The organism is Murdochiella vaginalis (assembly GCF_902381775.1).
GTDB lineage: Bacteria > Bacillota > Clostridia > Tissierellales > Peptoniphilaceae > Murdochiella > Murdochiella vaginalis.
In genome coordinates this window covers 135,562-155,774 of record NZ_LR698969.1, presented here as the reverse complement: position 1 = coordinate 155,774, position 20,213 = coordinate 135,562, and the positions used below count along the sequence as shown (strand labels likewise).

The following is a 20,213-nucleotide window of genomic DNA, read 5'->3' as shown; positions in this document are numbered from 1 at the left end:
GAATTCGTGACGATTATTCCAGCGCAGCTTCGACTTTCGCAATGCAGGCAGAAATCTTCGAATCCAGATCCTTTAACGCCTCGTCCATTTCACGACGCTTCTCAGCCACATAGGCTTCGTCCTTGATCGAACCTAAGTTGATCTTGACGTTGTAGAAAGCGACGACGACCGCCGCGCGCAGGCAGTGCAATCCGGCGCCGACATCCGTGATGGCGTTCTGGTTACCGCGAACGATCAGCGGTTCGGCATACTTGAGAAGTTCCATGGCTTGAATGCCGGTGGTGAAAGGCACATTCGCCGCATTCTTGTATTCTTTTTGAATCGCGGCACTGCGAGCAGCTTTTTCTTCGGCTGTTTCCTTCGGCATTTTGAATGCTGCCATCACGCCATTGAACGAGTTGGCGTCATGATCAATCGCGTCGATGAAGAATTTCTCGTATTCCTTCAGTTCCGGAATGTATCCTTCCATCTCTTCCTTAGCATCTGCGTATTTCTTGTTCGCAACGGTCAGTTCACAGACCATGGCAAATAATCCGGCAGTTTGCGCAGCCGAGAGCGCAGCGATAGAGCCGCCGCCCGGAGCAGCAGAATCCGAAGCCAATTCCTCAATAAATTCGGTAACGGTTAAATTTTTTAACATATTTTCTCCTTTTTGTTGTGTGAACCGGGCCACGCCCCGAAGACTCTTCTTCGAGGCGTAGTCTGGTGCCGTTATCGTGTTGTTAGAATAAGCCGGTCATGTTGCCGAGCTCATCGACATCCATGTGATCCGCAGCCGGAACTTTAGGAAGACCCGGCATAACCATGATGTCGCCCGTCTCGCAAACGATGAAGCCTGCACCGGCAGATACGCGCACGTTCTGCACCGTGATTTCAAATCCGCTCGGCGCACCAACTGCGTTCTTATCATCCGAGAACGAGAATTGTGTTTTCGCCATGCAGATCGGCATCTTGTCGAGTCCGAGTTTTTCCAGCGTTTTGATTTGTTTCTTGGCCGCTGCGGTCAGCGTCACTTTGCCACCGCCGTAGTAGTCTTTGACGATGATGTCCAATTTTTCCGGAATCGAGGCTTCCACATCATAGAGGTAATGGAAGTTATTTTCTTGGTCCGCCGCCTTGACTACCTTTTCAGCCAGATCGGTCATGCCGTCGCCGCCCTTTGCCCAGCCATCGGACAGGGAAAGTTCCACGCCGTATTCTGCACACAGATCCGTCAACGCCTTGATTTCGGCATCCGTATCGAAGATGAAGCGGTTGAGCGCGACCACAGTCGGCAGCCCGAAGCCCTTCATATTCTTGATGTGGCGACCGAGGTTCGCAAAGCCCGCCTTTACGGCCTCTACGTTCTCACCCTTCAGATCCTTCTTGTCGACGCCGCCATGCATCTTAAGCGCCTTAATCGTGGCAACAATGACGACTGCATTCGGCTTGAGGCCGCCAAGACGGCATTTGATGTCGAAGAATTTTTCTGCACCGAGGTCGGCACCGAAGCCTGCCTCCGTGACGAGGTAATCGGCCATCTTCAGGCCCAGCTTCGTCGCGATGAGGGAGTTACAGCCGTGTGCAATGTTCGCAAACGGACCGCCGTGGATAAGCGCCGGTGTATGCTCCAGCGTTTGTACGAGGTTCGGCTTAATGGCGTCCGCCAAAAGCATTGCCATGGCACCCTCTGCATGCAGATCGCCTGCGGTGACCGGAGCGCCTTCCTTGTTGTAGGCAACGATCATGCGTGCCAGACGCGCTTTCAGATCTTCCAGACCGGAAGCAAGGCATAGCGCAGCCATAACTTCGGAAGCCACGGTGATCATAAAGTGATCTTCACGGGGAACACCGGATGCTTTGCCGCCCAAACCGATGACGACGTTACGCAGCGAGCGGTCGTTCATATCCAGGACGCGTTTCCAGACGATGCGACGCTCGTCGATGTTCAAGACATTGCCTTGTTGCAGATGGTTGTCAATAAGCGCAGACAGAAGGTTGTTCGCCGCCGTCATGGCGTGCAGGTCGCCCGTAAAGTGGAGGTTGATGTCTTCCATCGGCACCACCTGGGCATAGCCGCCGCCGGCTGCGCCGCCCTTGACACCGAATACCGGTCCGAGGGAAGGCTCACGCAGAGCAACAACGGAATTTTTGCCGATTTTGTTCAGACCCATCGTCAAGCCGATGGAGCAGGTAGATTTTCCTTCGCCTGCGGGGGTCGGTGTGATGGCAGTAACCAAGATCAGCTTGCCGTCTTTTTTGTTGGCGAAACGCTGAATCGCGTCATGTGTAATCTTTGCTTTATATTTTCCGTACAGCTCCAGATCGTCCTCTTCCAAGCCTACCTTTTTGGCGATGTCCACGATCGGAAGCATCTCTACAGAATTGGCAATTTCAATATCGGTTTTTACTTCTGCCATGATTTACTCCTCAATTAACAGGGTTTCAATGATCTGATCAGCGCGGAAATTCTCAATCTGCATATAGTAGGCTGCAGAATCAACCAATGCTTGCAGCGGAACCATGCCGATGACTTCCGTACCGTAAACGCTGACGCCGTAACGAGCCGCTTCCGATTTGATCATTTCGATGGCCTGATAGATCGCGGTCTTCTCGTAATTGACTAAGTTCATCGAAACCTGCGTCTGATGACGCTCTTCGAGCGGAAGACCGATGGCTTTTACAAAGCGCAGACCGCCGCCGATGTGACGAACTTTTTTCGCAATGGCTTCGGCAATCTCGACCTTGTCGGTGTTGAGATTGACGTTGAAAGCAACGAGGTGGAAACGGGCACCAACAGCGGTTGCACCGCTCTTGACATTCATTTCACGGGGACCGAAATCCGGCTCCCATCCGTCTTCTTTGATCTTTTCGAAGAAGCCTTCATACTGACCCTTGCGAACCTTGGCCAAGTTCTTGCGCTCCGGCTTGGAAGCTGCATCTTCATAGAGATATACAGGAATGCCCAGCTCGCCGATGGCTTTGCCGACTTCCTTGGCGTACTCGACGCATTCTTCGGTGGTGCATTCCGTAATAGGAATGAACGGAACAACGTCAACCGCACCCATACGCGGATGACCGCCGGTGTGCTTGGTCATATCGATGAGCTCTTTGGCTACTTTAACGGACTCGATCACCGCGTTGATAACCGCTTTCGGATCACCGATGACTTCCACAACCGTACGGTTATGATCTTTATCCGGCTGGTAATCGACAAGCTTCAGGCCTTCTTTGGCACGGAAGCAATCCGCAATTTTTTCCACTTTTTCCAGGTCACGGCCTTCGGAATAGTTCGGGATGCACATTACACGTTTCATGGTCTGGTTTTCCTCCTTCAATTAGTTATGTTCTGAGCAACGGATACATCAAGTTCGGAATTTTTCCTGTAGAGGGGATCGCCCATGCCTTATTTGACGATCCTTTGACGGCTTCTAATCGGGTAACAGTGGCGATGAAAGCGATTTTCTTTTTCGCATATTCATCCGACGTTGGCATCATCATAAGCAAACATAATCTACGAAACGTCAAATATAGCGTTTCATTTCGACGTTCGTCATTTTTGTACCCTTTTTCTTGTTAGCGAAGCAGGTGCACAAGTGTTATGCGCGAACCATTTGTCGATCTTTGACGATGCATTGTCCGTTTTTATAGACTTCTACGGCATGATTCGTTGCGAAATAGTACAGCAGATAATCCAGGTTGGGAACGGCAAAAACAGTAAGATCCGCATTTTTACCTTTGTCCAAAGAGCCTACCGTTTTCTCGCGATGCACGGAATAGGCGGCGTTGATGGTAACCGCATTATAGACTTCCGTGGGGGTCATGCGCAGATAGAGACAACCGAGCTGCATGACAAACTGTAAATTCGCCATCGGGCAGGAGCCGGGATTGGAGTCCGTGGTGATGGTGATGGCCATACCGGCATTCATCATTTTGCGCGCCGGGGCATAGGTGTCCTCCATAAGAGAGAAGGTCGTTGCCGGCAACAGATTGCCGATCACGTGTGCATCGGCCAGTTTTTGAATATCTTCATCGGTGATGACCATCAAGTGCTCCGCACTGGTGGCGCCGACTTCTGCAGCGACAGCCGATCCGCCGATGGATTCAATTTCATCCGCATGAATGCGCAGCGAGAAGCCTTCCTTTTTTGCTGCTTCCAGCAGACGCTTGGACTGCGCAGCGCTGTAAACACCCGCGTCGCAGAAGACGTCAACGAATTCGGCAAGCTTTTCTTCTTTTACTTTCGGCAGCATTGTGATGATGTCATCGATCAGCGGATCCGGATTTTCTTTGTATTCGGGCGGAATGACGTGTGCCGCCATAAAAGTGGAAACCAAATCGACCGGCAAATCTTCATTGAGCTTTTTGACGACTTCCAGCTGGCGCTTTTCCGTTTCCCAATTCAGACCGTAGCCGCTTTTCGCTTCGACGGTAGTTACGCCATGGATCATCATTTGCTCCAGCAATTTTTTGGACTTGTCATAGAGTTCGTCAAAGGAAGATTCGCGCGTCGCTTTTAACGTAGATAAAATACCGCCGCCCTCTGCCAAAATATCGAGGTAGCTCATGCCATTGAGCTTCTTGGAAAACTCATGCTCACGGCTGCCGCCATAAACCAGATGGGTGTGGCAGTCGATCAGGCCCGGGGTGGCTACCATGCCGCGGCGTTCTTCTATTTTCGTCTGCGGACCGATGAGTTCAGCGGGAACTTCGCCTTCGCCGATGGCCAGAATTTTGTCGCCTTGAAAGGCCACATAGGCATCCTTCAGTACCGTTGCTTCATTCATTTCTTTTCCGCGCAGGGGATGCCCTGGATCATGCGGGGAAAAAAGCTCATTAAAATGGGTGAGAATTAAAGTTGCCGTCATAGTTCCTCCTTATATTTTTCTTTCTATTCTTTACAACAGATGGGCATAGTGATCAGACTTAATGTTCGTAGGAAAACAGGGACGCCGTTTTCCCGCTTCTCTTTTACCGAAGCGAATCTCCGCTTTTTGTCGAATATACCCATTTCGCCTTTTTCTCAGTTTGTCTATTAGGCGTCAAAAGGACGACGACTTTGTGTTTTCAAGACCTGCAGGTTCAAAATAGACGCTGCCAAGAAAAACGCTCTATTCATAGACTGTATAGAGACGAGGGTTGCGTAGGATGGGCATATCAACACATGAAAACCATTTCGCAGGATGGTAGGGTATTGAAGGAGGAAAACATGTTGGAGAACAAACAAATTCAGGAGGCTATGACCATTCGTTTGGAAATGGATGAGCTTCCGGAAATGCCGAAATTTCAAGAGGGCATTCGGCGCGCGCCGGATCGCGGCTTCCGTCTGACGAAGTCGCAAACGGAGATTGCGCTGAAAAACGCGTTGCGTTATATTCCGGAAAAATTCCATGAGCAATTGATTCCGGAATTTTTGGAAGAATTAAAGACACGCGGCCGTATCTACGGTTATCGCTTCCGTCCGGAAGGCCGCATCTATGGCAAACCGATTGACGAATACAAGGGAAAATGCCTCGAAGGGAAAGCCTTCCAGGTCATGATTGACAACAACTTGGACTTCGAAGTAGCTCTCTATCCTTATGAATTGGTTACCTACGGTGAAACCGGCTCCGTCTGCCATGACTGGATGCAGTATCGCCTGATCAAAAAATATTTGGAAAATTTGACGGATGAAACGACGTTGGTCATGGAATCCGGTCATCCGCTGGGACTCTTCAAATCCCGCAAAAACTCGCCGCGTGTGGTCATCACCAACGGTTTATTGATTGGTGAATATGACAACCACGAAGACTGGGAAATCGCGGAAGAGATGGGCGTAACCAATTACGGACAAATGACAGCCGGCGGTTGGATGTACATCGGACCCCAGGGCATTGTCCACGGCACGTTCAATACGATTTTGAATGCCGGACGCTTGAAGCTGGGCCTATCGGCTGAAGATGATCTGTCCGGAAAACTCTTCGTTACATCCGGTTTGGGCGGCATGAGCGGCGCACAGGGCAAAGCGGCCGAGATCGCGCATGCGGTCGGCATCGTCGCCGAAGTAGACATCAGCCGCATTGAGACACGACTGGAGCAAGGATGGATCTCCAAGCTGGCGGAAACGCCGGAAGAAGCCGTCAAGATGGCAAAGGAATCCCTCGCGAAGAAGGAAGCCATGTCCATTGCTTACCATGGCAATATCGTCGATCTGTTGGAATACATGTACGAAAACAACGTGCACATCGATCTGCTCTCCGACCAGACCTCCTGCCACAATGTGTATGACGGCGGTTACTGCCCGGTAGGCATTTCCTTTGAAGAACGCACCCGCATGCTGGCAGAAGACCATGAAGGCTTCATTAAACTGGTCGACAAAACGTTGGCGCGTCATTTTGCCATCATCAAAAAGCTCACCGAGAAGGGAACCTACTTCTTCGACTACGGCAACTCGTTCATGAAAGCCATCTACGATTCCGGCGTCAAAGAAATTTCCAAGAACGGCGTGGATGATAAGGAAGGCTTTATCTGGCCGAGCTACGTAGAAGATATTATGGGACCGCTGCTGTTTGACTACGGTTATGGTCCTTTCCGTTGGGTATGCCTCTCCGGCAAACATGAAGACCTGGTTGCCACCGACCATGCTGCGATGGATGCCATTGATCCGAATCGCCGCTATCAGGATCGCGACAACTACAACTGGATTCGCGATGCCGAAGAGAACAAACTCGTTGTCGGTACGCAGGCCCGCATCCTTTATCAGGATGAAGAAGGTCGTGTGAATATCGCGTTGGCCTTCAACAAACTGGTTCGTGAAGGCAAGATCGGCCCTGTCATGATCGGTCGTGACCATCATGACGTCTCCGGCACCGACTCGCCGTTCCGTGAGACTTCAAACATCTACGACGGATCCAAGGTTTGCGCCGATATGGCGATTCAGACGTACGCTGGAAACGCTGCGCGCGGCATGAGCTTGATCGCTCTGCATAATGGCGGCGGCGTCGGCATCGGCAAAGCGATCAACGGTGGTTTCGGCCTCGTTTTGGACGGTTCCGATCGCGTCGATGAAATCATTCGTCTCTCGCTCTCTTGGGATGTTATTGGTGGCGTTGCCCGCCGTAACTGGGCACGCAACGAACATGCCATGGAAGTTGCCGTAGCGTTCAATAAGAAACATCCGGATGCCCACATTACCATTCCGTATCTTGCTGATGAGGAAAAAGTGAAAGCTGCGGTCGCGAAACTGTTCTAAGTGCCACCGCTTTTGCCAAAAGTTTCCTTTTTCACGATATAATCCTTCTTGTTGAGGAATAAATGAGTAGGTCAGCGACAAACCGCCTCGCGTTTGCGGGGCGGACTCCGCTACCAATTGGCAGCGGAGAGGCGTTGCCTCAGCAACGGAAATCGTAAACGTACGTGGAAAACGTTCGCAAACGATTCCAAAAATCCCTGCGGGGAAAAAGAAAGGAGTGCTTATGAGCACCACTACAAAACGGGAAGTGCGGTTGCCAAGCGTTTTTGAGGCAATTATCCCGATTCTCGTCATGGTCGGCTTGATGGTTTATGTTTTTGCCTTCAGTGACGAACAGTATGACGCGGCACACATGCCCCTGGTTGTTGCTTTGGTTGTCACTTGCATTATCGGATTTATTTGTGGTCACACTTTCCAAGATATGTTGGAAGGCATTATGAACCGTATTGACGCCACGCTGGAAGCGATCTTGATCCTGTTGACCGTCGGCCTTTTGGTTTCGTCCTTCATGATGTCGGGCACCATTCCTACGGTTATCTATTACGGCTTGGATCTTTTGACGCCGCAATTCTTCCTTCCGGTAGGCTGCGTCCTCGTCTCCATCGTCGGCTTGGCCTGTGGCTCCTCTTGGACCGCCACCGCCACCATCGGTATTGCGTTTATGACCATCGGCGAAGGCTTAGGCATGAATCCGGCCATCACCGCCGGTATGGTTATCTCCGGCGCGTATGTCGGTGATAAATTCTCTCCGTTGTCGGACACGACGAACCTCGCTGCCGGCGTTGCCGAGACAGGTCTGTTTGACCACGTTACGGCTATGGTTTCCACCACGTTCCCGGTACTTCTTATTTCGTTGATTCTTTACACCCTCATCGGTTTCTCCAGCGGCTCGGTTGCTGGCTATGATCCTTCGATTGCAGAAGGCATTCGTACGGCGATTGCCGAACACTTCAACACCAACCCGCTGGTTATGCTGCCGATTCTCGTCATCATCGCGGTTTGCTTACTGCGGATCCCGGGACTCCCCGGCGTGTTGATTTCCGTTGCCACCGGCGTTCTCTTCGCTCTCATTTTCCAAGGCGGCGACACCCTGGGCAACATCTTCTCCGTCCTGCACTACGGCCCGACCATTGAGACCGGAAATGAGTTCCTGGACAAGGCGCTCGCAAAGGGTGGTATGAACAACCAGATGTGGACAGTTAACCTGATTCTTTTGGCGGTTGCTTTCGGTGGCGCTCTGGAGCGCTGCGGCATTGTGGAGCGTCTGTTCGGTAAGCTGAAGAAGAGAATCAACAGCATCCCCGGCCTACTCTTCACCACGATGGCCACCTCGATTTTCTGCGACGCCGCTATGTGCGACCAGTTCTTGGGCATTGGTGTTCCGGCCCCGCTTTATGCTGATAAATATGATGAACTCGGCTTAGGCCGTAACATGCTCTCGAGAACGTTGGAAGATGCCGGTACGCTTTGGGCTGTTATGTTCCCGTGGACGGCTTGCGGCGCGTATCAGATGAGAACCTTGGGCGTAAACCCGCTTTACTACTTCCCGTTTGCGTTCGTCAACCTGCTGAACCCGATTTATGCTGTGGTCACCTCGCTCTTTGGCCGTAACATTTTCTGGGCAGACGGTTCCTTCACGAACCTGTTTGGTCATACCCGTCAGGGCAAAGTCGCGAAAGCACCGGAAGAAGCACATGCTAAAGCTCTCAAGGCGCTGGAAGAAATGCGCCAGGCTGGCCGTGCTCCGCGCGTAAAATAAGGAATACTCCTCTCCTGAATAGATTCGTACTCTCTTGAGGAGATCTTGAACAGAAATGCAAGGGCGCGCCTGGTGCCGAGCCGTTAAGGCTGACAGCATGGCGCGCCTTCGCATTCTACGAAGGGCGAATCTGTAACAAAAGAAGGGATCATCGAAATGAAGTCGTTTTTAGAAAAAGATCGTCCGTGGCGTCGTGACCACGAGGCAATCGAGATGAGACAACTCTATTCTCGTAAGAAATGGGTGATGCCGTATGCCTTTTTGCTGGTGTTTTTTTGCATTGGCTTGGGGGTCTTTACGAAATATCGGATTTCTTTGGTGCTCGGCGTGCTTGTGCTGCTCGCGGTGACCACAAAGCGTTATGCGGCGGTGACCGGCCGGGGCTTTGAGCAGTTTTCGAACATGTACATCCTGTCCAATCATCGCGTGACTCCGTGGGAAGAGATTGACACCGTTACCTACGAAAAATTGGAGGATCATCCGGAAACGACGATGCTCTATTTTACCCGCGGTGACGTTACGATGCGCGCGATGTTTCCGACATCCGAGCGCAAACGCATTGTCCGCTTGGCAGAAAAGTACCGCCCGGACGTCAAAGTCTACAATGGCGCCGAGTTCAAAGAAAAGATCCGGGAAAAATATGGTAAAAATCGTTCGACGAAGAAATAAGATAAATACTTCGGGTATAGTAAATTTGGGTGTGAAACATTGATGCCGACAGATGGGCGTCAAAACGTGGGCGGACCTATCGTGGTTCGAAACGAATACCGCCCGAAGACTTCATACGAAGAAGACACGCGATTTACGCTAAAGAACACATCGAACGAAGGAGGCAGGAATGGGCATTATTCGCGCGATTACCAGTGCAATCGGCGGCGGCTTGGGCGATGAATGGCTGGAGGTCTATGAATCGGACTACATGGGGCCAACCACCATCACGGCGCCGGGCGTTGTCGTCCGTAAAAATGATCCGCGCAACAGCAACAAGAAGGGAACAGCCGATACCATTTCCAATGGTTCGCTCATCCAGGTCAAGGAAGGCCAGTTCATGCTTCTTGTGGATGGCGGAAAAGTCATCGATTATTCCGGTGAGGCCGGCTATTTCAAAGTGGATAATTCGTCGATGCCCTCGCTCTTCAACGGCGAACTGGGTGATTCGTTGAAGGAAACCTTTAATCGTGTGCGTTTCTCCGGGTCGACGCCGTATAAGCAAACGACGTATTTCCTGAATATGCAGGAAGTGCGCGGCTTGAAATTTGGTACGCCGGCGCCGGTCAATTATTACGATAATTTCTATAATGCCGAGTTGTTCCTGCGCGCACATGGTTCCTATACCATTCGCATCACGGATCCGCTGAAATTCTATATTCAGGTGGCGGATCATGACGCGGATTCCAGCATTGATGTCGCTGACATGAGCGAACAGTATCGCAATGAGTTTCTTACCGCCTTTCAGACGGCACTTAACAAGATGAGTGCGGATGGGGAACGCATTTCGTTTGTGCTTTCCCGTGGCGATCAGCTGGCGGAATACATGCAGGACGTATTGGATGAAAAATGGCAGGCATTGCGCGGCTTCCAGGTGGAATCCGTTGCCATCGCCTCGATTTCGTATGATGAAGAATCGCAGAAGCTCATCAACATGCGAAACCAGGGTGCCATGCTTTCCGACGCCTCCATTCGCGAAGGCTATGTGCAGGGCTCTATTGCCAGAGGCCTCGAATCCGCCGGCAGCAACGAGGCCGGCGCCGGTCAGGGTTTCTTCGGCATGGGCGTAGGTATGTCGACTATCGGCGGCGGCTTCGGTACCTTCTCGCAGAATAATGCGGAGCAGATTCGTCAGCAGCAAGCGGGTCAGGGAAAAGAAGCTGCAGCGCCTGTTCCCGCGACACCTTCAACGGGAAATACGGATCCGTCAGCGGTTCAGGGGAATGCTGGCGTAGAGACCACTGTTGTTGGTGCAGCGACCGGTGCAGCGACAGCTTCTGCTTCTTGGACTTGCCCACAATGCGGGACGCAAAATAGTGGCAAATTCTGTACGGAGTGCGGCACGAAAAAGCCGGACAACTCTTCGAAATGCCCGAAATGCGGTCATCCGGTAACGGAAAAAGCCCGTTTTTGTCCCGAGTGCGGACAAAAATTGGAACCTCCGGCCGAGACGCCGACGCCTGACGAATTGTAAGGTACGCCGATTCACGAAAGTGGGATGGTGGAGAAGCGGGATCCAAGGGAAGCGGTACGTAAAAGAAGCGGAATGCAGGAGACATAGGGACAAGAACATCGGAATAGAAAGGATCTGTTATGGACAACAAAAAAATTGATCAAATGAATGATGAGGCGATGGAAGCCAATAACAACCAGATGAATCGCAACGAACGCAATACCGACTTCTACATCAACCATGCTATCAACGACGAAAAGCCGATTGAGATGCATGAAGAGGGAGCAACGGAAAAAGAGAAAGCGGAAAAAGCAGAAAAATTGAGCGGTCAGAAGAAGAATAAGTAAGATGCCTCTCGCTTTTGCAAAGAACGGCGCTCCTCCACGGAAAGGCGTGAAGGAGCGCCGCTTTTTATGAAGGACAAAAAACGTATAAAAAAGCGGCTGACGGGAATCGAACCCGCGCATCCGGCTTGGGAAGCCGGTGTTCTACCATTGAACTACAGCCGCACGACGAGGACATTCCCATGGTAACACTTTTTTCCTCGCTACGCTATAATTGGGTTGGCAATTCAGAAAGGAAATGCGATGACCACTTTTTCCAATCGTCAACAAACACCTTCTGCACCGACCCTTTCTTCGGAAGAAAAGAAAATGGAACCGTGGAACGCGATAACGCATGCGTTAGGCATCGTGATGGGCCTCCTCTTTTTAGTTTTGTTGCTCATCCGCGCTGTAAGGGCGGGGAAACTTGTTGGTGTCGTTGCCTATGCCATTTATGGCGGCTGTTTCTTCTTTCTTTTTCTGGCGAGCACGCTGTATCATGCGGTGTCCCTTCCGCGTGTCAAGATGGTGCTTCGTATTTTTGATCATGTCAGCATCTTCCTTTTCATCGCAGGAAGTTTTACGCCGCCCATTCTCTTGCTGATGCAGGGGTGGGAGCGAACGGCTTTGTTGGTTGCTATTTGGCTGCTTGCCCTCGGCGGGACGATCTTCAAAGTGGCGACTTTTCGTCAATATGATCGCCTCAAAGGCATATCCACGCTGCTCTATATCGGAATGGGCTGGATGGGCCTTTTTCTTCTGCGCTTTCTTCTGACGGAAAGACCATGGCCGCTCTTTGCTCTCGTTTTGTCCGGGGGCGTGCTGTACTCTGTCGGGACGGTGTTTTATCGCATGAAGCGTTGGCAATATCACCATGTCGTTTGGCACCTCTTTGTTCTGGCGGCAGCCATCGTTCATTTTAGCGGCTACTATTTCTATTTATAGGGAAATAAAATTTGCGAGAAAATGGGATTTGTGAGGCAATAGGATGTGCGCTCTGCAGGGAGCGCTTCGTTCTTTGTGGGAAATAGGGCATGTTCGGTACAAAGGATACCGTAGAAAAGGATGAGCAATGCAAGATATTCTCTTGGTAATTGATATGCAAAACGATTTTATTGACGGTGCTCTGGGTTCGGCGGCCGCACAGGCGGTTGTTCCCTATGTGGTGGAGCGCGTGAAAGACTTTCAGGGCTGTGTTCTTTTTACCCGCGACACGCATCGCGAGAATTATCTGGAAACACAGGAAGGCCGAAATCTTCCGGTTGCCCATTGCGTTCGCGGCACCTCCGGGTGGAAGATTCATCCGGCACTGGAAGCACTTCGTCAGACAGAGCCCATCGACAAGGTCACCTTCGGTGCGGCTTCGCTACCGGCCATTCTTTCGGATTTGGATGATCGGGAACGGATCTCCTCCATTACGCTTTTGGGATTGGATACCGATATTTGCGTTATCTCCAATGCGCTGCTCATCAAAGCCTTTTTTCCGGAAATTCCGATCAAGGTGGATGCAAGGGGGTGTGCCGGCGTTACGCCGGAATCGCACCAAACGGCGCTGGAAGCCATGAAAGCCTGTCAGATCGAAATTCTGAATGCGTAAGGACAGCAAACCATGTTGACGTCATTAGCCTATATTTTTCTTGTCGGGTTGACCATGGCAAGGATCTGTCAGCTGTTGCGGCTGCCGCGTATCATCGGAATGCTGATTACCGGTATTGTCTTAGGACCATATGTCTTGAATGTTCTGGATCCATCCGTTCTGTCCATTTCCGCAGAACTTCGCAGATTGGCCTTGATCATCATTTTGTTGAAAGCGGGATTATCGCTTGATGTAAAAGATTTAATAAAAGTTGGTCGCCCGGCGGTTTTATTATCTTTCGTTCCGGCGTCTTTTGAAATCCTAGGCTATGTTCTTCTTGCTCCAATGCTTCTCGGCATCACGCATGTGGAAGCGGCGGTGATGGGAGCGGTATTGGCAGCTGTCTCTCCGGCGGTGGTGGTTCCTCGTATGGTTTATTACATGGAGCATGGATACGGAACCGAAAAAGGTATACCACAAATGTTGATGGCAGGTGCTTCCTGTGATGATATTTTTGTGATTGTCCTATTCACGACTTTTTTAGGTATTGCGCAGGGAGGTAGCGCTCATGCTATAGATTTTTTGAACATTCCTCTTTCCATTGTCATGGGGATTTCATTAGGCCTTCTGGTGGGATATGCATTGTATGTATTTTTTGAAACGGCTTATGTGCGCAAACGCTATATCCGCAACAGCACAAAGGTGATCATTGTGATGGCTGTCGCGTTTCTCTTGATGGCAGTTGAAGTTTGGCTTGCTGGAAAGGTGGCGGTATCAGGGCTGCTGGCAGTTATGAGCATGGCGATCATGATGAAAAATAAAAGCACAGGCTTTGTATCCAAGCGTCTTTCGGATAAATTCGGCAAATTATGGCTGGCAGCGGAAGTGATTCTCTTTGTACTTGTCGGTGCGGCGGTGGATATTCGTTATACCGTTCAAGCCGGCTTTTCGGCTGTTTTAGTCATTGTATCCGCTCTGCTTTTCCGTGCTCTGGGGGTATGGTTAAGCACAGCAGCCACTCCTTTGTCAAAAAAAGAAAGAGTTTTTTGTGTGTTAGCGTATTTGCCAAAGGCAACGGTCCAAGCGGCTATCGGGGCGGTTCCCTTAACAGCAGGATTGGCATGCGGAAAAATTGTTTTATCCGTTGCGGTCATGGGCATTGTGCTTACCGCACCGTTGGGGGCTCTTGGCATGGACGTATGCCATAAAAAAGCGTTGCAAAGAGAAGCAAATCCTCAGAGTTAGGACAACGTTTGACAAGCATGGGACAACATGCTAACGTAAGAATGTCATAGACCGTCCGATTGCGGACGATTTTTTACGCCGAGCAGGAACAAGATAACGTATGCACGAAAGGGGAGCGAAATGACGAAAGTATTGGTAACGGAAAAAGTCCATCCGGACGGAATTAAGAAGCTGGAAGATGCCGGCTATGAGGTAATTTGGAGCAAAATTAAGAATTTGACCGACACCGAGACCATGGTCAAAGAGTTTGCCGACGTGGACGCGGCTCTCATTCGCATTGCGGAAATTCCGGAAGAAGTTATCAATGCAGCAAAGAATCTAAAGATTATTTCTAATCATGGTGTCGGCTATGACAACTATCCGCTGGCACTGCTGAAAGAGAAGGGAATCACCTTGACGACAACGCCGGGTGCCAATGGCCAGGCTGTTGCTGAATTTACGGTTGGCTTGATGATGACCGTTGCGCTGCAGATTGCACAGTCTTCCCGCCGTTATCAGAAGGAAGGCTGGGCGGCACGTGCCAACACCCCGATGGGCTATTCGATTAAGGGAAAAACCCTCGGTATTTTGGGCTATGGCCGCATCGGTCGCGCGATCGGCGACATCTGCATGAACGGCTTCGACATGAAGGTGGTTGTGTATGATCCGTATGTAAAACGCAATGACGACCGTGTAACCTATGTTGATACTGTGGATGAGGTCCTGAAAGTGGCCGATTTTGTCACACTGCACTTAATGCTTACGGACGAAACACGTCATATGATCAGCGATCACCAATTTGACATCATGAAGGAATCAGCTGTGCTGCTGAACTGCGCACGCGGTCCGATTGTGGATGAAGAAGCTCTCATTCGCGCTCTCGACGAAAATAAAATCTTCGGTGCCGGTCTCGACGTGACGGAGACAGAACCGTGCGATCCCGACAGCCCGCTCTTCAAGCATGAACGCGTGGTGTTGACGCCGCACTTTGCTGTCAAGACCAATGAATGCGAGTCGGCCGTCTGCACGATGGCTGCTGAGAATATCATCAATTTCTTTAACGGAAAAGAATTGGTGGGCGAAATCAAACTGTAAGGCACCAAACGCCAGAAGAGAAACAATCTAAAAGATGCCCGTGCTGCTTCGGCGGCGCGGGCACTTTTTTCTATGGTATACTGGAAAAAAGTTACCACATAGGGTTAAAACGTCAATGCAGCGATTGACGCAGAACATACAGGAGGACGGATGAAAGCCATATTATTTGATATGGACGGCACGCTGTTGGATTCACAAAGAGCTTGGTATGAAGCGGAAATGGGCTATTTGCGCGAGCAGGGCGTAGACAAAGACGAGGTGGATTACGAACTGCTGCTCACCGCGGGCAGCCAGGGTGTTGTCGACTATCTGAATGATCGTCTGCAGCTGGATTTAGATGCGACCGCCCTTCGACAGGCTGCGCTGGAGGCGATGGAGCAGTTTTATGCGACGACCGTCACGCCGAAAGAAGGCGTGCGGGAAATGCTTGATATTCTCCAGGGACTGGGCATTCCCATGGCCATCGGCTCGGCGACGCCGGAGGAGCTCTGTGAATTGGCACTGGATACGACCAAGCTGCGCTCCCATTTTTCCTTTGTGCTCAGCTCATCCGCCATCGACATTGACAAAAGCGACGCGCGATTTTTCACCGTGGCGGCCGAGCGCTTCGGCATTCGCCCCGAAGAGCTTGTGGTTTTTGATGATGCCCTGTTGGCGTTACGTGCGGCAAGGGAAGTAGGCTGCCACACCGTGGGCGTCAAGGACGAAGGTTATGACCAGGATGAAGATGCCATTCGCTTCGAAGCAGACGAATTTTTATATTCCTTTGCCGGCTGGCAAACGGAGGAATGGGCGAGGGAACAGGCGTTTTAAGGATGCGCCGCGTGCGACCGAAGACGTACTTCGGTGTGGACGAAACGGGAGGAGAACAATGAAAGAGTTTGAAGGAGGACGCTGTCTGGTGTCCAATCGCGTGATTGATCAGATGCTCGCACTTCGGGCTGCCGAGGTGGACGGCGTGTTGGCGGTCGCCGGCTTTGATCCGGAATCGGGAACGCTTCGTCGTGGCTATGAGCGTTATATTCTCACGGAAACGACAAATGGCGCGTTGACCACCGAGCTTTCTATCATGGTGGACAAGGATCGCGTGATTATCAACGTTGTACGCGATGTGCAGGAAGCGGTACGCCAGGAAGTGGAAGCGATTTTAGGATTGACTTGCCGCCGCGTGGATGTTCATGTGCTATAAGCGACCACGCGATGAATAGGAAACAACAACCCTTACATTTGCTCGAGGGGCCGATTTTACCGTTGCTTGTGCGGTTCGCGGCTCCTTTTGTCATGACATCTCTCTTTACAACGGTGTATACGCTCACCGATCTTTTTTGGGTGGGACAGGTTGCTTCGGGCGACGCCGTGGCGGGCATTGGCATGATCGGCTTTGTAACGTGGATGGCCGACGCCATTGCTACCGGTGTGCGCACCGGTCTGGGCGTCGTGACGGCTAAAAATTATGGTGCCGGGAAAGACGAAGAAACCCTGGCCGGCATGCTTTCCACCGGGTTTCAGGTAGCGTCTATTGCTTCCATTGGATTTTTTTTGTTCGCCCAGGCTATGCTTCCCGCCTTTGTGCATTTTTATGGCCTTGGCCCCACTATTTCAGGGGTAGCCATGCGTTATGGCCGCATTGTTTTTCTCGGGATGCTGTTTAAGATGCTGCACTTTTCCTATGCACAGGCATTTCAGAGTTTTGGCGACTCCCGCAGTGCGTTCTGGATTAATTTTTGTGGCTTACTTTTCAATGTGATTATGGATCCCTTGCTCATCGTGGGAATCGGTCCCTTCCCGGCCCTTGGCGTAGAAGGCGCGGCATGGGCGACGACACTTGCCCAGGTCGGCGTATTTATCCTTTTTCGGCTGGCCGCTTTACGCATCGGTAAGCAGACGACCTTTTCGGAAAATCCGCTCGCAGTCTTGCAACGCATACGCTTTTTCTCACCGATGAAGCGCTCGGTTGCGTCCGAGATGGTTCGCATCGGCCTTCCCGTGACGCTTCTGATTGGCACATTTTGCCTCATTAACTTAATGCTCAGTCGCATGCTCGCTGGCATCGGTGCTCTTGCTGTTGCCGTCACAACGATCGGATCCCAGCTGGAAAGCCTCAACTGGATGACCGCCGATGGATTCGGCGCGGCATTAACCTCCATGATGGCGCAAAACATTGGAGCGACGGAGCGCGGCGGCGATGCACAAAGACAGCGCGTGAACACGATCATGCGAACGGGAATTCGCCTGATGACGTCGATAGGACTTGCCATTATGTTGCTGTTTCTGTTCTTTGGGCGTACGATCTTCTCGCTTTTTTTGCCCGGACAAGCCGATGCGATCGCTATGGGTGGCATGTATCTTTTGATTTTCTCCATATCGGAGCCGTTTATTGCCTTTGAGTCCGCCGTGACCGCATGCTTCAATGCCTTCGGCAAAAGCTTGCCGCCGGCAATCAACTCAGTGGCTTTCAATCTTCTTCGCATTCCGCTGGGATTGCTCTTGATGCGGCCGTTTGGCGCCTATGGTATTTGGGTCGGCATGAGTCTAACGAGCCTGGGCAAGGGCCTGGTGATTGCACTGCTTTTACGCACGCATCAGTCGCGCTTTGCACAAGCAATGGGGAAGGAACGCTGAAAATGCGCTTTCGCACCATTTTTTATTTCTTTTTGGATTTCGCTGCACGCAACGCTTGCCGGGCCATCTTTTCTGCGCGGCGCATCTGGTCAATGGCCTGTTGTTCTTTTTCATCCATTGGAAGCGATTCCGGTTCCTCCACGTCCAGATCGATGACCTGTTCTTCTTCGGGAGGAAGCTTTTTAAGAACGATCAAGGTCCGGCTGGGAAGATAAAGAGTCAGGCCCTGCTTCCAGTCGATATCATCCATGGGCTCGGTGTGGTAGAGAACGTCTTCCGGAATGCGCTCATAGCCGCCGTAGTTTTTCCGATCGCTACTAAACACAACACGATAGGTGCCTTCTTCATTGGCCGGAAAGCGCAGGCTTTCATAGGAGTTCTGAGGATGGAAATTGTAGACAAAGAGCAGATTGTTTTTACGGTACACAATAATTTTGCGATCCTCGTAGATGCGGATATATTGCAGTCCCTGCGCACCGAATACCTTCTCTTTTTTTGCAAATTGCAGCATATCGCGGTCAAAGTTGGAGAGATAGCTGTATTTCAGCTCCTCATCGAGCATGAGATGCCACTGGCGACGGGCATAATGGAAACTCCAGTCGTTTCCTTCGCGAGGGAAATCAATCCATTCGGGATGCCCGAATTCGTTGCCCATAAAATTGAGGTAACCGTCTTGCCCTGTGGTTAAGGTAATGAAGCGCATCATTTTATGCAACGCAATTGCGCGATCGATGATGTAATTGTCATCGTCTTTACGCATGTGCCAATAGGCCTGCTCGTCTGCCAGCCAGAAGAACAAGGTTTTGTCGCCAACCAATGCCTGGTCATGGCTCTCGGTGTAGGCGATTTTTTTCTCTTTGGGACGACGGGTCGTCAACTCATAGTAAATTTTGTGCATGGACCAATCATAATCATTCGTCTGCATGAGCTTAATCCAGAGGTCGGGAATGCCGAGGGAAAGGCGATAGTCGAAGCCGATGCCGCAGCTTTCCGGAGGGAGGCATAATCCCGGCATGCCGCTCATATCTTCCGCAATGAGTACCGCATTGCGCTTGATTTCATGTACCAGCTGGGTGGCCAACGTGAGGTAGGAAACGGCGTCAATGTTCGTATTAAGCGAGAAGTATTTGTCGTACGAATCAAACGAGGTGCCCAAGCCGTGGTCCTGAAAAAGCATGGACGTGATTCCATCAAAGCGGAAACCGTCGAGGTGATACTCCTCCAGCCAGTATTTCAGGTTGGACAGCAGAAAGTGCAACACTTCGGGCTTGCCATAATCAAAGCACATGGAATCCCAAGCGCGGTGGAGGCCCGCCTCGCCGGGAAGGAAGAATTGCTCTTGCGTGCCGTCAAAGCGGTTGATGCCCTCCGCTGTGTTTTTAACGGCATGGGAATGGACGAGATCCATATATACGCTCAAACCGAGTTGATGAGCGGAATCAACGAGATATTTGAAATCATCCGGCGTACCGAACCAGCTGGATACGGCAAAGAAATTGGACACATGATAGCCGAAGCTACCGTAGTACGGATGTTGCATGATGCCCATCAGTTGAACTGCTGTATAGCCTGCACGTTTGATTTTCGGCAACGTAAATTCTACGAATTGACGGAAGGAACTGATGACGCCCTCTTCCTGCGCAATACCGACATGCGCTTCGTAAATGAGCGGCGCGCCCTTGGCAGGCTTAAAGTCATGATCGTCCCAAACATAATTTTCTTCTGGTTCCCAAATGATGCCCATCCAGTCAACGGACCCGTCGGCATGCACTTCCTGCTCAACGCGGCGGCAGTAGAGGGGAATCTTAAAGTGATCTTCGTAATCATATTGCACCATGACCTTGACACGTTGGCCGTGCTTGAGGGCATCGTGACCTTCGAGACGAATTTCCCAATCGCCATGCTCGTTGCGGTGCAGTGGATGCGTGTAGCGCTCCCATTGGTTAAAATCGCCCACTAAGAATAATAGATGTGCGGCAGGAGCCCATTCGCGATAGACCCAGCCGGTTTCCGTGCGGTGAAAACCATAATAATGGTGACCATTGGCAAATTCACGCAGCGTTCCCTTTTCACCCAACAAAAGGCGTCGCTTGGTCTCCAGATTGTCCATACGAAGCTTCAGATCATTTCGATAATTGCTCAGCCATGGATCAAGATGGAGAATTTTTTCCAGTGCCGCTTCACGTCTTTCTGCAAATCCCTTGTGACGCAAATCGTTTGCTGCCATACGTTGCTCCCTTCCG

At 51.1% G+C, this 20,213-nt stretch carries 17 protein-coding genes and 1 tRNA gene; 12 read left to right on the top strand and 6 right to left on the bottom strand.

Annotation, left to right across the window (positions count from 1 at the left end):
* Positions 1-13 precede the first annotated feature (13 nt).
* The 4 genes from FXY30_RS00635 to hutI form a co-directional block, all read right to left on the bottom strand.
* Positions 14-640 carry a cyclodeaminase/cyclohydrolase family protein gene (locus FXY30_RS00635; protein WP_071704907.1) on the bottom strand — a complete coding sequence of 209 codons (627 nt, stop codon included), beginning with the start codon at positions 638-640 and terminating at the stop codon, positions 14-16.
* A gap of 82 nt (positions 641-722) precedes the next feature.
* On the bottom strand, positions 723-2,399 hold the full coding sequence (locus FXY30_RS00630) for a formate--tetrahydrofolate ligase (RefSeq protein ID WP_071704906.1): 1,677 nt from the start codon (positions 2,397-2,399) through the stop codon (positions 723-725).
* Between the two features lie 3 nt (positions 2,400-2,402).
* The gene (gene ftcD / locus FXY30_RS00625; protein ID WP_071704905.1) at positions 2,403-3,296 is read right to left on the bottom strand and encodes a glutamate formimidoyltransferase; all 894 of its coding nucleotides are present in this window, start codon (positions 3,294-3,296) and stop codon (positions 2,403-2,405) included.
* 282 nt (positions 3,297-3,578) lie between these two features.
* Positions 3,579-4,847 (bottom strand): imidazolonepropionase, encoded by a 1,269-nt coding sequence (gene hutI, locus FXY30_RS00620; RefSeq protein WP_071704904.1) that lies wholly within the window; start codon positions 4,845-4,847, stop codon positions 3,579-3,581.
* Positions 4,848-5,188: 341 nt separating this feature from the next.
* Between hutI and FXY30_RS00615 the strand changes: the two genes are divergently transcribed.
* From FXY30_RS00615 to FXY30_RS00595, 5 genes are all read left to right on the top strand, one after another.
* Positions 5,189-7,210, top strand: coding sequence for a urocanate hydratase (locus tag FXY30_RS00615; RefSeq protein ID WP_071704903.1), 2,022 nt, complete (start codon positions 5,189-5,191; stop codon positions 7,208-7,210).
* A gap of 223 nt (positions 7,211-7,433) precedes the next feature.
* A complete protein-coding gene (gene nhaC, locus FXY30_RS00610; protein ID WP_071704902.1) occupies positions 7,434-8,969 on the top strand; it encodes a Na+/H+ antiporter NhaC in 1,536 nt (511 codons plus the stop codon).
* A gap of 156 nt (positions 8,970-9,125) precedes the next feature.
* The gene (locus tag FXY30_RS00605) at positions 9,126-9,638 is read left to right on the top strand and encodes a hypothetical protein (RefSeq protein WP_071704901.1); all 513 of its coding nucleotides are present in this window, start codon (positions 9,126-9,128) and stop codon (positions 9,636-9,638) included.
* 169 nt (positions 9,639-9,807) lie between these two features.
* The gene (locus FXY30_RS00600; protein ID WP_071704900.1) at positions 9,808-11,151 is read left to right on the top strand and encodes an SPFH domain-containing protein; all 1,344 of its coding nucleotides are present in this window, start codon (positions 9,808-9,810) and stop codon (positions 11,149-11,151) included.
* A 119-nt stretch (positions 11,152-11,270) separates the two neighbouring features.
* A complete protein-coding gene (locus FXY30_RS00595) occupies positions 11,271-11,477 on the top strand; it encodes a hypothetical protein (RefSeq protein WP_071704899.1) in 207 nt (68 codons plus the stop codon).
* A gap of 91 nt (positions 11,478-11,568) precedes the next feature.
* Here FXY30_RS00595 and FXY30_RS00590 read toward each other — a convergent pair.
* Positions 11,569-11,639: transfer RNA gene (locus FXY30_RS00590), tRNA-Gly, on the bottom strand.
* 78 nt (positions 11,640-11,717) lie between these two features.
* Between FXY30_RS00590 and trhA the strand changes: the two genes are divergently transcribed.
* From trhA to FXY30_RS00555, 7 genes are all read left to right on the top strand, one after another.
* Positions 11,718-12,398 (top strand): PAQR family membrane homeostasis protein TrhA, encoded by a 681-nt coding sequence (gene trhA / locus FXY30_RS00585; RefSeq protein WP_083428121.1) that lies wholly within the window; start codon positions 11,718-11,720, stop codon positions 12,396-12,398.
* Positions 12,399-12,525: 127 nt separating this feature from the next.
* Positions 12,526-13,050 carry a cysteine hydrolase family protein gene (locus FXY30_RS00580; protein ID WP_071704898.1) on the top strand — a complete coding sequence of 175 codons (525 nt, stop codon included), beginning with the start codon at positions 12,526-12,528 and terminating at the stop codon, positions 13,048-13,050.
* 12 nt (positions 13,051-13,062) lie between these two features.
* Positions 13,063-14,274 (top strand): cation:proton antiporter, encoded by a 1,212-nt coding sequence (locus tag FXY30_RS00575; protein ID WP_071704897.1) that lies wholly within the window; start codon positions 13,063-13,065, stop codon positions 14,272-14,274.
* Positions 14,275-14,394: 120 nt separating this feature from the next.
* Positions 14,395-15,348, top strand: a complete 954-nt coding sequence (locus tag FXY30_RS00570; protein WP_071704896.1) for a hydroxyacid dehydrogenase — start codon at positions 14,395-14,397, stop codon at positions 15,346-15,348.
* Positions 15,349-15,498: 150 nt separating this feature from the next.
* On the top strand, positions 15,499-16,161 hold the full coding sequence (locus tag FXY30_RS00565; RefSeq protein WP_071704895.1) for an HAD family hydrolase: 663 nt from the start codon (positions 15,499-15,501) through the stop codon (positions 16,159-16,161).
* Between the two features lie 58 nt (positions 16,162-16,219).
* The gene (locus tag FXY30_RS00560) at positions 16,220-16,537 is read left to right on the top strand and encodes an Asp23/Gls24 family envelope stress response protein (RefSeq protein ID WP_071704894.1); all 318 of its coding nucleotides are present in this window, start codon (positions 16,220-16,222) and stop codon (positions 16,535-16,537) included.
* An 11-nt stretch (positions 16,538-16,548) separates the two neighbouring features.
* Positions 16,549-17,970, top strand: a complete 1,422-nt coding sequence (locus tag FXY30_RS00555) for an MATE family efflux transporter (protein WP_083428119.1) — start codon at positions 16,549-16,551, stop codon at positions 17,968-17,970.
* Between the two features lie 22 nt (positions 17,971-17,992).
* Here FXY30_RS00555 and FXY30_RS00550 read toward each other — a convergent pair whose 3' ends face one another.
* Complete coding sequence (locus FXY30_RS00550) at positions 17,993-20,197, bottom strand: alpha-amylase family glycosyl hydrolase (protein WP_071704892.1); 2,205 nt, start codon at positions 20,195-20,197, stop codon at positions 17,993-17,995.
* Positions 20,198-20,213 lie beyond the last annotated feature (16 nt).